The organism is Mycobacterium sp. E3247, assembly GCF_001667785.1.
Lineage (GTDB): Bacteria > Actinomycetota > Actinomycetes > Mycobacteriales > Mycobacteriaceae > Mycobacterium.
In genome coordinates, this window is record NZ_LZJG01000497.1 from 1 (window position 1) to 15017 (window position 15017).

At 67.6% G+C, this 15017-nt stretch carries 10 protein-coding genes, 1 tRNA gene and 2 pseudogenes; 6 read left to right on the forward strand and 7 right to left on the reverse strand.

Annotated elements, in window-relative coordinates:
* A pseudogene (locus tag A9X04_RS24955) lies at positions 1–408 on the reverse strand (cyclodehydratase); the annotation flags it as partial.
* Between the two features lie 537 nt (positions 409–945).
* Positions 946–2307, reverse strand: a complete 1362-nt coding sequence (locus A9X04_RS24960) for a zinc-dependent metalloprotease (protein WP_197509385.1) — start codon at positions 2305–2307, stop codon at positions 946–948.
* A 77-nt stretch (positions 2308–2384) separates the two neighbouring features.
* Between A9X04_RS24960 and A9X04_RS24965 the strand changes: the two genes are divergently transcribed.
* Together A9X04_RS24965 and A9X04_RS24970 are read left to right on the forward strand one after the other, a co-directional pair.
* Positions 2385–3407, forward strand: a complete 1023-nt coding sequence (locus tag A9X04_RS24965; RefSeq protein ID WP_067926526.1) for a PDZ domain-containing protein — start codon at positions 2385–2387, stop codon at positions 3405–3407.
* Positions 3408–3482: 75 nt separating this feature from the next.
* Positions 3483–6464, forward strand: coding sequence for a UPF0182 family protein (locus A9X04_RS24970; protein ID WP_067926529.1), 2982 nt, complete (start codon positions 3483–3485; stop codon positions 6462–6464).
* Positions 6465–6467: 3 nt separating this feature from the next.
* Here A9X04_RS24970 and A9X04_RS24975 read toward each other — a convergent pair whose 3' ends face one another.
* Positions 6468–7457 (reverse strand): GlxA family transcriptional regulator, encoded by a 990-nt coding sequence (locus A9X04_RS24975; RefSeq protein ID WP_197509387.1) that lies wholly within the window; start codon positions 7455–7457, stop codon positions 6468–6470.
* A gap of 74 nt (positions 7458–7531) precedes the next feature.
* Between A9X04_RS24975 and A9X04_RS24980 the strand changes: the two genes are divergently transcribed.
* Positions 7532–8182: an HD domain-containing protein gene (locus A9X04_RS24980; protein WP_067926532.1), complete on the forward strand. Its 651-nt coding sequence runs from the start codon at positions 7532–7534 to the stop codon at positions 8180–8182.
* A gap of 138 nt (positions 8183–8320) precedes the next feature.
* Positions 8321–8397 (forward strand) — tRNA-Met (locus A9X04_RS24985).
* Between the two features lie 221 nt (positions 8398–8618).
* On the opposite strand, the gene A9X04_RS24990 is transcribed toward A9X04_RS24985, so the two are convergent.
* The 4 genes from A9X04_RS24990 to A9X04_RS25005 all read right to left on the reverse strand — a co-directional run bounded on the left by A9X04_RS24990 (position 8619) and on the right by A9X04_RS25005 (position 13522).
* Positions 8619–9506 carry a universal stress protein gene (locus A9X04_RS24990; RefSeq protein ID WP_067926535.1) on the reverse strand — a complete coding sequence of 296 codons (888 nt, stop codon included), beginning with the start codon at positions 9504–9506 and terminating at the stop codon, positions 8619–8621.
* A gap of 53 nt (positions 9507–9559) precedes the next feature.
* Complete coding sequence (locus A9X04_RS24995; RefSeq protein WP_067926538.1) at positions 9560–9991, reverse strand: DUF2267 domain-containing protein; 432 nt, start codon at positions 9989–9991, stop codon at positions 9560–9562.
* A 305-nt stretch (positions 9992–10296) separates the two neighbouring features.
* Positions 10297–10785, reverse strand: coding sequence for a glutathione peroxidase (locus A9X04_RS25000; protein ID WP_067926541.1), 489 nt, complete (start codon positions 10783–10785; stop codon positions 10297–10299).
* A 28-nt stretch (positions 10786–10813) separates the two neighbouring features.
* The gene (locus A9X04_RS25005; RefSeq protein ID WP_231985814.1) at positions 10814–13522 is read right to left on the reverse strand and encodes a LuxR C-terminal-related transcriptional regulator; all 2709 of its coding nucleotides are present in this window, start codon (positions 13520–13522) and stop codon (positions 10814–10816) included.
* 338 nt (positions 13523–13860) lie between these two features.
* Here A9X04_RS25005 and A9X04_RS25010 point away from each other — a divergent pair, with 338 nt between their 5' ends.
* Both A9X04_RS25010 and A9X04_RS25015 read left to right on the forward strand, forming a co-directional pair.
* A complete protein-coding gene (locus A9X04_RS25010; RefSeq protein WP_067926542.1) occupies positions 13861–14535 on the forward strand; it encodes a TetR/AcrR family transcriptional regulator in 675 nt (224 codons plus the stop codon).
* Positions 14536–14829: 294 nt separating this feature from the next.
* Positions 14830–15017, forward strand: a pseudogene (locus tag A9X04_RS25015) (MCE-family protein MCE1A); the annotation flags it as partial.

Below are 15017 nucleotides of genomic sequence, written 5' to 3' on the forward strand. Positions count from 1 at the left end.
GTGCTGTCCGATTACCAGGTCGACGGCGCCGACCGACACGGCGGCGTGCGGTTGGCTGCTGTGGGCGATCCGTGCGCCCGAGCAGCGCAACGCCTCGACCAGCAGCTCCGAGAGCGGTCCGCGGCCGTGGATCCGGATGGACGGCGCCCGGCCGCGGGACGTCGCGCATTCGGTGGCGACGCCCGCACCGACCAGCCGGGCGACCAGGTCGCTCAGCGCCGCGGCGTCCTGCAGGCCGCGGTCGGCGGCCCGGCGGCGCAACTCCGAGAGCGGCATCGGTGACCGCATGGACCGCAGCAAGCCGGCCAGCTCCGCCGCGGCCAGGTCACCCGGGGGGCGCACCAGCACGGCCCGGCGGGGATCCCAGCCGACCTGCACCGCGCCGTCGGGGCGCAGCAGCACCGGCATGGCCGGGTCCAGCGCATAGGTGGGAACCGGTGACACGGGTGCACTGTGCCACGCCGGAGGCGATGGGCCCGGTCAGTTATCCACAGGACCAACGCGGGATCGCGTCGCCGTCAACCTTGGCCGTAAGCGTCAGGGTTGTCCGGCCGGTGCGGGCGGCGGCGGCGGTGGGCACGGCTTGCCGCCGCGTATGCCGATGACCGTTCCGTTCGTCGTGGTTACCGGTCCGACCGTCACGCCGCACGGCCAGTTCGCTATGTTGCCTGGGTCATTCGGGTCCGGGGCAGGATCCGCTTGCGCGAGCCCTGCGCTGAAGGCCAGGGCGACTACCGCCAGCCCCGCAGCGAAGATTGGTTGTGTTCGCATTTCCCCACCTCAATCGATCCGTCCGTAGCCAGCATCGCGTTGCTAGCGTAGTGCACCGGGCCGACCCGATCGACCTTTGCCAAGCATCGCGCACGCTACCCGTAGACGTGGGGAACAGTGCGTGAACTATGCGCGAATCACCTTGTGAGGCAGGTGTTTCGTGGTATGGCGCGGTCAGTTCTGCACGGGACCGGGGCCCGGGTCCTCGGGGTTCTCCTCCAGCTTGGCGATCGCCTCGTCGATGCCGCTGGTGTCACCGCCGATGACCCGGTCGATGAAGCCGGCCGGCTCGTCGAGGTCCTCGGCGTCGGGCAACAGGTCGGGGTGTTGCCATATGGCGTCGCGGGCGTCCACGCCGGCGGCCTCGGTAAGGCGCTCCCACAGGGCGGCGGCTTCGCGCATCTTGCGGGGCCGCAGCTCCAGGCCCACCAGGGTCGCGAACGTCTGCTCGGCCGGACCGCCGGTGGCGCGGCGGCGGCGCAGCGTCTCGCTGAGCGCGGCCGCCCCCGGGATGCGGTCGCCCAGGGCCGCGGTCACCACCACCTGCACCCAGCCCTCGATCAACGCCAGCAGCGTCTCGAGGCGTTCCAGCGCCTGCGTCTGCGCCGGTGTCGCCTTGGGCTCGAAAACGCCTTGTCCCAAGAGGTTTTCGATGGCAGCCGGATCGGACAACGTCGCCGGGTTGAAGTCGCGGGCCAGCTCCTCGATCCCGCTCATGTCGATCTGCATGCCGCGCGCGTAGGCCTCGACGGCGCCCAGCAGCTGGCTCGAGAGCCAGGGCACGTGGCTGAACAGCCGGTGGTGGGCGGCCTCCCGTGCGGCCAGGAACGTCAGGATCTCGCTGCGGGGCTGCTCGAGTCCGGCCGCGAACGACTCGACGGCGTCGGGAAGGATGGCGGCGACGCCCTTGGGCCCCAACGGAAGGCCGATGTCGGTCGACGTCAGCACCTCGCGCGACAGCCGGCCGAGCGCCTGCCCCAGCTGGGAGCCGAACGCCATGCCGCCCATCTGCGACATCACCGCCATCAGCGGGCCGGCCATGCTCTTGGCCTCCTCGGGCAGCGACGACGCCCAGACCGTCGAAATCTGCTGCGCCATCGGGTCGCACAACCGCTTCCACGTCTGGAGGCTGTTGTCGACCCAGTCGGCCGGAGTCCAGCCCACCGCCTTGCTCGTGCCCGCGGGCAGCGCGGTGGCGCCGTCCAGCCAGGTTTCGGCGAGGTGCACCGCGTCGGCGATCGCCGACTGCGTGGTGGCCGGGATCGGCGCCACGAACCCGATCGAGTTGGTCGCCACCCGGCGCGCCAACTCGTAGTTGACCGGTCCCGACGGCTCGCCGCCGGCCATCACGGTGCCGGCGCTGGAAAACATTTGACCGAGCTGGGTGAAGATCTGTCCCAGGTCGCCCATCCCGAACGCCCCGAACGGATCGGAGCCGCCGGACCCCGAGTGGGGGTCCTTCTTCCCGGGTTTGTCGGGGTCTTCTCCGGGGGAGAAGCCGAAAGGCAGGTCAGCCATACCGTCAACGGTACTCACCGCGGGAACCCGAGGGGCGGTCTCGGGTCAGCTTGTGGCTGAACCGGGCGCGTCGGGCGCCGTCTAGTGTGATCGGCGTGAACAGGCGGATTCTGACCTTGATGGTCGCGCTGGTGCCGATCCTGGTCTTCGGCGTGTTGCTCGCGGTGGTGACGGTGCCGTTCGTCTCGCTGGGCCCCGGCCCCACCTTCGACACGCTCGGCGAGGTCGACGGCAAGCAGGTGGTGGCGATCGAGGGCGCCGCGACGCATCCGACCACCGGGCACCTCAACATGACCACGGTCTCTCAGCGCGACGAGCTGACCCTTGGGGAGGCGCTCACGCTGTGGCTCTCCGGCCAGGAGCAGCTGGTCCCGCGCGACCTGATCTACCCGCCGGGCAAGTCGCGGGACGAGGTCGACAAGGCCAACAACGCGGACTTCAAGGACTCCGAGGACAGCGCCGAGTACGCCGCCCTGGGCTACCTCAAGTACCCGGCCGCGGTCACCGTCGCGAAGGTCACCGATCCGGGCCCGTCGGCGGGCAAGCTGAAGGACGGCGACGCCATCGACGCCGTCAACGGCACCCCGGTGGCCGACGTCGAGCAGTTCACCGGGCTGCTCAAGGGCACCAAACCCGGTCAGACGGTGACGATCGATTACCGGCGCAAGAACGAACCGGCCGGCGTCACGCAAATTACGCTCGGCGCGAACAAGGACCGCGACTACGGCTTCCTCGGTGTGGCCGTCCTGACCGCGCCCTGGGCGCCTTTCGTGGTCAACTTCAACCTCGCCAACGTGGGCGGCCCGTCGGCCGGCTTGATGTTCAGCCTGGCGGTGGTCGACAAGCTGACCACCGGTGACCTGGCCGGGTCGAAGTTCATCGCGGGGACCGGCACCATCTCGGCCGACGGGAAGGTCGGCCAGATCGGCGGCATCACGCACAAGATGGTCGCGGCCCACGCGGCCGGTGCGACCGTGTTCCTGGTGCCGGCCAAGAACTGTTACGAGGCGAACTCGGACAACCCGTCCGGCCTGCGCCTGGTGAAGGTGGAGACCCTAGGCCAGGCGGTCGAGGCGCTGCACGCGGTCACGTCGGGGGGGCAGCCGCCGAGCTGCTGAAAGCACGGCCGGGATCGCAGGTCGCCCGATGCGTAGAGTTGTCACCGTCGATCAATCGAGCAGGGAGCGTAGCCAGTGGGGATGCGGCCCACCGCACGGATGCCGAAGCTGACCCGGCGTAGCCGGATTCTGATCCTGATCGCACTCGGTGTGATCGCTTTGCTGCTCGCCGGTCCGCGGCTGATCGACGCGTATGTGGACTGGCTGTGGTTCGGCGAGCTGGGCTACCGCTCGGTGTTCACGACCGTGCTGGTCACCCGTTTCGTGGTCTTCCTGGTGGCCGGTCTGCTGGTGGGCGGGATCGTGTTCGCCGGTCTGGCGGTGGGCTACCGCACCCGCCCGGTGTTCGTGCCGAGCAACGACAACGACCCGGTGGCCCGCTACCGCGCCGTCGTCCTGTCCCGGTTGCGGCTGGTCGGCATCGGGGTGCCGATCGCGATCGGCCTGCTGGCCGGCATCGTCGCGCAAAGCTATTGGGTGCGAATCCAACTGTTCATGCACGGCGGGGACTTCGGCATCCGGGACCCACAGTTCGGCAAGGATCTCGGCTTCTACGCGTTCGACCTGCCGTTCTACCGGCTGCTGCTCAGCTACCTGTTCGTCGCCGTATTCCTGGCCTTCGTGGCCAACCTGTTGACGCACTACATCTTTGGCGGCATCCGGCTGTCGGGCCGCACCGGCGCGCTGAGCCGCTCGGCCCGCATCCAGCTGGTCACCCTGGTGGGGCTGTTGGTGGTGCTCAAGGCGGTCGCGTACTGGCTGGACCGCTACGAGCTGTTGTCCCACACCCGCGGCGGGAAGCCCTTCACCGGCGCCGGGTACACCGACATCAACGCGGTGCTGCCGGCGAAGCTGATCCTGATGGCGATCGCGTTGATCTGCGCGGGCGCGGTGTTCTCCGCGATCGTCCTGCGCGACTTGCGGATTCCCGCGATCGGCCTCGTGTTGTTGCTGCTGTCGTCGCTGATCGTGGGCGCCGGGTGGCCGCTGATCGTCGAGCAGATCAGCGTCAAACCCAATGCCGCGCAGAAGGAAAGCGAGTACATCGGCCGCAGCATCACCGCGACGCGGCAGGCGTATGGCTTGACCTCGGACGTGGTGACCTATCGCACCTACGCCGGCGACACCCAGGCCACCGCCCAGCAGGTGGCCGACGACCGGGCGACCACCTCCAACATCCGGCTGCTCGACCCGACGATCGTCAGCCCGGCGTTCACGCAGTTCCAGCAGGGCAAGAACTTCTACTATTTCCCCGACCAGCTGTCCATCGACCGGTACGTCGACCGCAACGGCTCGCTGCGCGACTACGTCGTCGCGGCCCGCGAACTCAACCCCGACCGGCTGATCGACAACCAGCGGGACTGGATCAACCGGCACACCGTATACACCCACGGCAACGGGTTCATCGCCTCGCCGGCCAACACGGTGCGCGGAATCGCCAACGACCCCAACCAGAACGGCGGCTATCCCGAATTCCTGGTCAACGTCGTGGGCGCCAACGGCAACGTGGTGTCCGACGGCCCGGCGCAGCTCGACCAGCCGCGCATCTACTACGGCCCGGTCATCTCCAACACGTCGGCCGACTACGCGATCGTCGGACGCAACGGTGCCGACCGCGAGTACGACTACGAGACCAGCGCCGACACCAAGAACTACACCTACACCGGTCTCGGGGGAGTGCCCGTCGGCGACTGGCTGTCGCGCAGCGTGTTCGCCGCCAAGTTCGCGGAGCGAAACTTCCTGTTCTCCAACGTGATCGGCTCCAACAGCCGGATCCTGTTCAACCGCGACCCGGCCCGCCGGGTGGAGGCGGTGGCGCCCTGGCTGACCACCGACAGCTCGGTGTACCCGGCGATCGTCAACAAGCGACTGGTGTGGATCATCGACGGCTACACGACCCTGGACAACTACCCGTATTCCGAACTGACCTCGCTGGAATCGGCCACCGCCGACTCCAACGAGGTGGCCTTCAACAAGCTGGCCCCCAATAAGGACGTCTCCTACATCCGCAACTCGGTGAAGGCCACGGTGGACGCCTATGACGGCACCGTCACGCTGTATCAGCAGGACGAGCAGGATCCGGTGCTCAAGGCGTGGATGCAGGTCTTCCCCGGCACGGTCAAGCCCAAGAGCGACATCACCCCCGAGCTGGCCGAGCACCTGCGCTATCCCGAGGACCTGTTCAAGGTGCAGCGGATGCTGCTGGCCAAATACCACGTCAACGATCCGGTGACGTTCTTCTCCACCTCGGACTTCTGGGATGTGCCGCTGGACCCGAACCCGACCGCCAGCAGCTATCAGCCGCCGTATTACATCGTGGCGAAAAACATTGCCAAGAACGACAATTCGTCTTCGTATCAGCTGACCAGCGCGATGAACAGGTTCAAGCGTGACTATCTGGCGGCCTACATCAGCGCCAGCTCCGACCCGGCGACCTACGGCAGGATCACCGTGCTGACCATCCCGGGCCAGGTCAACGGGCCCAAGCTGGCCAACAACGCGATCACCACCGATCCGGCGGTGTCCCAGGACCTCGGCGTGATCGGGCGCGACAACCAGAACCGGATCCGCTGGGGCAACCTGCTCACCCTGCCGGTGGGGCAGGGTGGCCTGCTGTACGTCGAACCGGTGTACGCCTCCCCGGGGGCCAGCGACGCCGCGTCGTCGTATCCGCGGCTGATCCGGGTGGCGATGATGTACAACGACAAGATCGGCTACGGCCCCACCGTGCGCGACGCGCTGACCGGTCTGTTCGGTCCCGGCGCGGGCGCGGCCGCCACGAACATTCAGCCCACCGAGGCCGGCGGCCCCCAGGCCCCGCCGGCCAGCCCGCCCCCGCCGGCCGCAGCACCGGGTGCGCCGCCGCCGGTGGCGGCTGTTCCGCCGGTGCCGGACGGGTCGGTGACCCTGTCACCGGCCAAAGCCGCCGCGCTGCAAGAGATTCAGGCGGCGCTGGGCGCGGCCAAGGACGCGCAGAAGAAGGGCGACTTCGCCGGCTACGGGGCCGCGCTGCAGCGGTTGGACGACGCGATCACCAAGTACAACAACACCAAATAGCCCTCAGGCCCCGGCCATTCCGGCCGTCCGGAATCTCTCCCGATAGGCCTTCGGGCTGATGCCCAGGTGGTTGACGAACACCCGCCTCAGCGTTTCGATGCTGCCGAAGCCGGCCATGCCCGCGGTCTCGCTGACAGACCGGCCGGATTCCAGTGCGCCCCGGGCGAAGTCGACGCGCACCAGTTCGACGTAGCGCGCCGGGCTCATGCCGAGCTCGGATTGGAAGAGCCGGGTCAGCTGGCGGGTGCTCAGCGACGCCCGGGCCGCAAGGGATTTCACGCTGTGATCGGCGGCCGGGTCGGCCGCGACCGCGTCGATGACTGCGCGCAGCGGCGACTGGGGCGGTGGGTCGGCCTCGACCAGCACGGAGAATTGTGATTGTCCGCCGGCCCGTTTCAGGTAGACGACCAGCCACCGGGCCACGTTGCGGACCAGTTCGGTCCCGTGATCCATTTCGACCAGCGCCAGCGCCAGGTCGATGCCCGACGAAATCCCGGCCGAGGTGAAGACGTCGCCGTCGCGGACGAAGATCGCGTCGGGCTCCACCATGACGTCACGGAAGGCCCGGGCCAGCAACCGCGCCTCGTTCCAGTGGGTAGTCGCGCGCCGGCCGCTGAGCAGGCCGGCCTGCGCGAGGACGAACGAGCCCGTGCAGATTGAAGCGATCCGCCGGGTCCGTGCCGACAATGATCGGACGGCCTCGACGAGCGCGGGGTCGATGGGCCGCCCCGGCAGGTGGTCGCTGCCGGCGACGAGGACGGTGTCGGCGGATTCGATCGACGAAATGCGGTCGGTGACACCCAACGGGGTCCCGAGTGACGTGGTCACGTCCCGGCCGTCCACGGACGCGATCCTGAGCCGGTAGTCGGCGCCGAACCGGTTGGCCTCGACGAAGACTTCGCCGGCCCCCGCGACGTCCAACAGCGTCACGTCGTCGAAGACGACGATCACCACCACCCGCGAACGCGTTCCGGCTTCGGACACGTAGGACATTGTGTCGCTTTCTGTGGACAGGACGGCCCGAACGCCCGCGGTCGGCCAGCGTGCGCCGTCGCAGACTAACGGTCATGACCACTCAATCGCTCGAAACCATCGCCGGCATCCGCATCCCCGACTCGGCGCTGGCGCGCGAGGCCACCGACTTCATCCGCGACGCCGAGGACGACCTGCTGTTCAACCACTCGCGCCGGGTGTTCCTGTTCGGCGCCCTGCAGGGTCTGCGCCGTGGGCTGCAAGCGGATCTGGAGCTGCTGTACGTGGGCGCGATGTTCCACGACCTCGGGCTCACCGGGCGCTACGGCAGCTCGACGGTCCGCTTCGAGGTCGACGGCGCGAACGCGGCCCGGGACTTCCTGACGGCGCGCGGCGTCGATGAGGTCGAGGCGGACAAGGTGTGGCTCGGGATAGCCCTGCACACCACTCCCGGCGTCCCCGAGTTCCTCACGCCCGAGGTCGCCCTGCTCCAGGCCGGGGTTGAGGTCGACGTGGTCGGGATCGGACGCGAGCAGCTGGCCCCCGACGAGCTCGCGGCGGTGACCACCGCCCACCCGCGACCCGATTTCAAGAACCGCATCCTCGCGGCTTTCAACGACGGCATGAAGCACCGCCCGCGGACCACCGCCGGGACCATGAACGCCGACGTGCTCGCACACTTCGATCCCGCCTTCGAGCGCGTCGACTTCGTCGACAAGATCCTCAACAACGGCTGGCCGGAATAAGCGCCCTCCGCCGAGATTGCCGTCATGGTCGTACTCACCGCACCGTCCGCGACCATGGCGGCAATCTCGCCGCCGGGAGGTCCCTGACCGTGCGATTTGGTCGCCGTGATGCCGGTTCGGTAACCTGGCATTCACCAACGCGGGGTGGAGCAGCTCGGTAGCTCGCTGGGCTCATAACCCAGAGGTCGCAGGTTCGAATCCTGTCCCCGCTACCAGGTGAAACGGCCCCCGGAGTAATTCCGGGGGCCGTTTTCGTGCCACGGCGACCATGGGTGGCCAATGAGCAACTTAATCGGTTGGTGGACAAGCAAATACGGGATATACCGGCGACCACCGCGAACGGTGAGGCGTTAGTCCGCTGGAACGCGGCTCGAGGCACCGCAGCGTAGGGCTGTATCCCCAGGTAGAGGCCCTAACGCCCGGGTAGCGCCGGACGCTACGGCTCGCGGGCGACGATCACCACCGATTGCGCCGCGCGCGCGACGGCAGTGCTCACCGAGCCCAGCAGCATGCCGGCGAATCCGCCGCGACCGTAACTGCCGACGACGACGAGTTGTGCGGACTCCGAGTGCTCGATAAGTTGGCGAGCCGGCTGATCGCACACCACCACACGTCGCACCCCGACATCGGGGTAGCGCTCCTGAAATCCGGCGAGCCACTCGGCGAGCGCCTGTTGCGCCTGCACTTCCATCATCTCGAGATCCAGACCCGGCACTTCCGAGAGGCTGACGTCCGACCACGCATGCAGTGCCACCAACTCCACACCCCGGCGAGAGGCCTCATCAAAGGCGATCTCCGCCGCCAGTTTTGATGCGGCCGAACCATCGATTCCCACCAGCACCGGCGCCTGCGGGCGCGGAGGGGCCTCATCATGGACGACCGCGACCGGGCAATGCGCATAGTTCACAAGGCCGGTGCTGGCCGAGCCGAACGGGACCCGGCTGAACGCGCCTTCGCCCCGGCATCCCACGACCATCATGTCCGCAATCTTGGACTCGTTGACGAGCGTGGAAACGGTGGGGCCATGTACCACCACGCTGTACACGAACGGCGGGCCATGGTCGGCGGCGCTGTCGGCGACCACCTTGCGTGCGTCTTCGAGAATTCGTCGCGCTTTGTCGTCCTGGCGCTCCAAATAGTCTTGAGGAATCGGGATCGCCGGCCACGGCGCAACCGCCGGGACGACCGGTGCGATGACGTGCATGAGTGTGAGCGGAACATTGCGTATCGCAGCATCGCGAGCCGCCCAGTCGACCGCCGCCATCGACGAGGCTGATCCGTCAACGCCGACCAAGATGCCACGATGGGTTTCGTGCCCCGGCATTCTTTTCCCCGTATCTGTCGTTAGGCGATGAGAAATTGCATGACGCGCGAAGTTCAGTGCTGGGGTTGCAGTATCTTGCGAACTTCTATGGGGAGCTGACCCAGGGCCTTGTCGATCTGGGCGACCGGCAGATGGTGCAAGGCGGCCGCGGTCGTGGCTGCAGCGGCTTTGCGAACGTCGTCGGGGGCGATATTCGCCTCGCGCGCGAACCTGATGGTGTAAGCGTGGGCGTCGTACTTGTCGGGTACGGCATCGGGGTTCCATCCCTGGTAGAAAATTCCCCTGATCAAGTCGGGGAGCTGTGCCGCAAAATGAGCGCTCGCCTCTACAGTGAGCCGATCACGCAGGGTATGTAGCCAGGCTCGCAGGACTCGGTAGGCGAACTCGCGATCCTCGGTCTCGAACTCCTTCGCGACATCGTTGATCCAGGTGTGCGCGGAATCGATTGCGTGATCGAGCGCGGTGACCTTGGTCTTCGTTGACATGGTTGCCTCCGGCTCTAGTCGAGGACGAAGGTGACCAGCATGTTGACGCGAGCGACGGTACCTCCCGACATGATGACCTCCCACGGTCGATGTTGAATGCTCCCAGATTGCTCCGGTGCGACCGAAGCAAAGAAGGGGCGATGTACTCCACGGCGGAGGACTTTCGGCCACTCGAGCATCGTTGCCCGATCTGTGAGGGCGAAACGGAGCCGGTTTCGATCGGTTTTGTGCATCGGGACGGCGAGAATCAATCAGCGAGCCCGCCGACGGCTAGCCGCACCGACCTCGGAGGTTCGTGCCGCCGTCTAACGGGGCAGCACGGCCTCGATGGCGCTGATGACTTCGGGGGCGTCGGGCTCGGTGCGGGGGCGGAACCGGCGGACCACCTCACCGCCGGGCGAGATGAGAAACTTCTCGAAGTTCCACTGGATGTCTCCGGCCTGGCCGGCGGCATCGGCGGCTTTCGTCAGCTCGGCGTAGAGCGGGTGGCGGTCATCGCCGTTGACGTCGGTCTTCGCCAGCAGCGGGAACGTCACCCCGTATGTCGTCGAGCAGAACTCCCGGATCTCCTCGGCCGTGCCCGGTTCCTGGCCCATGAACTGGTTGCAGGGGACGCCGACGACCGTCAGGCCGCGGTCACAATAGTCCTTCGCCAGCTTCTCCAGCGCCGTGTACTGCGGGGTCAGTCCGCACTTGGAGGCCACATTCACGACCAGCGTTGCGCCGTCGGACAATTCGGCCAGCGTGGTCGGCCGGCCATCGAGGGTGGTCAGTGCGATGTCGTTGAGGGTCACTCCGACGACGCTAACGCAATGCGACCGATTAGGGCAGCAGCCCTCGTCGCCTGGCCTCGGAGACCGATTCCCCGCGCCTGGTGGCGCCCAGCTTGATGTAGATGCCCTTGAGATACCACTTGACCGTGTTGATGGTGACCCCCAGATTCCGGGCGATCTGCTTGTTCGACAGGCCGCGGTCCAGGAGCCGCAGTACCTCGAGTTCGCGAGCGTTCAGCGGTTCCTCGGGCGTCGGGGCGCGGTCATCGGCGCGGGCGATGACGGGGATGGCCGCGTTCTTCGCGTCGGCGTGGGCGGTGGCCAACAATCGCGAGAGATACTCGGGCGGGACCTGGGGAAGCGTGGCCGGCCAGTGGCGGGTGCGACTGGCATCGCGAAGAGCGCCGACGATTTTCAGGATCTCCGGCCCCGCGTCGACGATGGTGCGCAGCAGTCCGGCCTCCGCGCCGAGGAGCAGCACGGGCGCCAGCGTTTCGGCCGCGGCTTCGGTGTCACCGGTCAGGCAAAGCACCCGGGCCAGTTCGATGGTGCTGACGGCCGCGGCGTAACGCCATCCGGCGGCGGCGCTTTCGTGATGCATCCGGGACAGCAGATCGTGGGCTGCGCCGTAGTCGCCTCCGGCACAGCAGATTTGCGCCTGCATGCCGAGCCGGTAGTGCCGGGTGGCCATGCCGATGCCGTCCACCCCGTCCGGTGTGCCGCCGCCCCGGCGGTCGAGGGTGTGTTGCGCGCGAGGGGTGTCGCCTAAGGCGAGGTGCAGACGCACGCACTCGTAGTCGAGCGCGGCCGACAGCCTGGGCAGGGAAAGGTGTTGGGCCGCAATGTATCCCTCGTCCAACACGCAGATCGCGTCATCGATGTCCCCGCGCAGGACCTTGATGCGGGCCAGTGTGCCGTAGGTCGCGATCATGAAGTCGACGACACCGCTCTCGGCGCCCAGCTCGTGGCACCGCTCCAACAGCCGTTCGGCCGTGTCGATTTCACCGCGTTCGTAATGCAGCCTGCCGAGCAGCGCACCCGCCAGCCGGGCCGCGTGCGAATGTGGGCCGGCTTCGTTGCGGGCCAGCACAAGGGCTTCCGTGTAGCGGCTCTCGGCGGTCGTCAGGTCGAGTTGGGCGAACGCGGCGAGGCCCGCGAAGCATCGCCCGTACACGCCGGCGAAGGGGCCGCCCGCGGTCTCGTGAAAGGCGTTGGCCCATCGCTGGCGTGCCTGCGCGCTCTGATAGGCGAAGGTATGGATGTCGACGAAGGTGGCGATGTTGGCGGACACGGCCACCAGAAATGGCCGGTATGGCGGGTTCTCCACCAGGTAGGGCGCGACGAGGGCGGCGGCGCGGTCGATGCGATCGCCGTACACGTCGGTGCAGGCCTGCACCACGTCGGCCTCGCCGAGTATGCCCGCGCTGACGTCATCGGTTGCCGGGGCCAGGGCGGAGCGAACGTGGTTCAGCGCCACCTGCACCTCCGGGGCCCGGTGCAGCAGGCAGTGGGCCCACGCGATGGCGATCTGCAGGTTGGGCCTGCCGGCCAGCGACGTCTTCGGCAGCTTGTTGACCAGCCCGAGCAGGGTGGCCATCCGGCTGTGTTCGACCAGGGACATGGCTTGGCGTTCCACCAGTTCCACCGCCCCGGCGGCATCACCTGCGGCCATCGCGTGCGTCACCGCCTCGCCGAGCAGCCCGCGCTCGGCGAACCAGGCCGACGCGGTGCGGTGCAGGTCGACTACCCATTCGGGATGATCGCATTCCAGTCGCCGGCGCAGGTGGTCGGCGAACAGATGGTGGTAGCGAAACCACTCGCGGTTGTCGTCGAGGGGCCGCAGGAACATGTTGCGGCGCTCGAGTTCTTCGAGGATCGACTGCCCCCGGGGCTGACCGGTGAGCGCCGAAGCGAGTTCGCCGCAGAGGCGATCGCAGATCGAGGTGGTCAGCAGGACCCGGAGCAGGTCGGCCGGTAACGCGTTGAGCACGTTTTGGGCCAGGTAGTCACCGATGGAACTGTGCCGGCCGGAGAAGGCGGCAATCAGCGCCGAGGGATCTTCGCTGTTCCGTAGCGACAGTGTCGCCAGTTGCAGGGCGGCGACCCAGCCGTCGGTGCTCGACCACAGTCGGCGCACGTCGTCGTCGTTGAGCCCCAGGGCATTCAGCCCGAGGAATGCCGCGGACTCTTCGCGGTCGAAGCGTAGCTGCGCGCTGTCGATCTCGATGACCTGGTTGCGTACCTTCAACTTGGCCACGGCCGGCGCACGGGTCCGGCTGGTGATGATCAGGTGCAGATTGTCGGACCCGACGTCGAAGAGGAACTCCAATGCCCCTGCGGTGTCGACGTTCTCGATCAGGTGCCAGTCGTCCAACACGACCGCCAACGGTCGGCGGTATTCGGCGATCCGGTTGACGAGTTCGGCGAGCACGTAACGCCGGGCGTTGCCGGTGTGCTGTTCGAGGAGTTCGCTCAGGTTGGCGGCCAGCGACGGTTCGACGCGCCGAACCGCCTCGATGAGATGCGCCAGGAAGGACACCACGTCGTTGTCGTCGCGGTCCAGGCTGAGCCACGCCACCGGCACCCCGTCGGCCTGGAGCGCCCGCTGCCATTGCACGGCCAGGGTCGTCTTGCCGAACCCGGCCGGGGCGTGGATCAACGCCAGCCGCTTGGCGCGGCCGGACCGCAGCAGCTCGATGAGCCGCGCGCGGGCGACCAACCCGTCGTCGTAGGCGGGGGATTGCACCCTGGTAGCCACGACCTGCCTCGGTTGCGCTCCCGTAGCCATCCCCATCGCCTCGCCTCAAGCCCGGGCCCTCACGTAGCGCTCAGTGTAGTGACCCGGGCCGCACCGGCGTCTGCGCAGACTCCGCCACCCATTCGGGTAGCGGGAGGAGAAGTACGGGTGGAGGTGACGCCAAACCGCCGCTCGAGCGGTTACCGTTGGATCGCTTGGCTTTTACCGGCGCGGGGAGGCGACTGTCGTGACGAACCACACGACGCCATGACGACCACCATCGACGAACCCGCACACCGTACGGCACCCGCGGGCGCATCTCCGCCGTCCGCGGCATCGCCCGGGCGAACGCCCTAGCCATGGCAAGCCCCTCCGCCGATGCGACCCGCCGACAGATCATTCGGGCGGCCTCGCATCAGTTCGCGCGGCGGTCCTATCACGAGGTCGGCCTCGACGACATTCTCGCCCAGGCCCAATTGACCAAAGGCGCGCTGTATTTCCATTTCAAGTCGAAACACGCGTTGGCGCTCGCGGTCATCGACGAGCAGACCACCGCGGTGACGGCCGCCGTGCAAGACCTGCTGACCCGGGGTCTTTCCGGTTTGGAGACCCTGATCGACTTCTCGTTCCTGGTGGCGGTCCAAGACATCAAGTCGGATCGGTTCCGGGCGGCGCTGAACCTGGTCGAGTCGGTGGGTCAATCGGACGGACCGCATCAGGATCTGTTCGACCAATGGATCGAGGACTTGGCGGCGGTCGTCGAACAGGCCATCGGTGAGGGCGACATCGCCGAAGGCTGTGCCCCCGAGGACGTGGGGCGAATGATGTTGTCCCTCCACATGGGGCTGCGCAAAGCGAGCAGTCTGGACGAGCCGGAGCGGTTCTTGCACGACCTGCAGAAGTGCTGGACCCTGCTGCTGAACGGAATCCTGCAGCCCGATCGCAGCGACTATTTTCAGCAATTCCTGCGGCGTCGGACGGCGCTCGCGGTGCAGAAGACCCCGGTTTTCCATCGCGAGAGCGCCGCCGGTTAGACGGCCGGATCCCCGTCGCGGCGGCCACTGATCTTTGACGGGCGCGCGAGCCGTTTGCCGATTGGATTGGTGCACCGCCATTCTCCCCGTCCGGCCGCCGCCGGGTTCGTCCGCTCGGCCGGACTGTGATTCTGCGAACGGCGGTTCGCATGAAAAGCGGCCGCCAAGGTACATTCCTGTGGTCTTCGTTATTGCATGTGTGTACAGAGCCCCTGACAGGGGGAGGTTCCGCCGCGGCACCGGGACGCGGCGCAGAGGTGAGGGGCGCTGGTGACCACGTCTTCCCCGGCGCAGATCAATTCCCAGCGGCTCCCGCCGTACCGGTGGATCGCCGTCGCCGTGCTGGTGATCCTGGCCCTCGTCTTCACCCTGGTCTACGTGCAGTTCCGCGGCGGCTTCACACCGAAGACCGAGTTGACGATGTTGGCGTCGCGGGCCGGGCTGGTGATGGATCCGGGTTCGAAGGTCACCTACAACGGGGT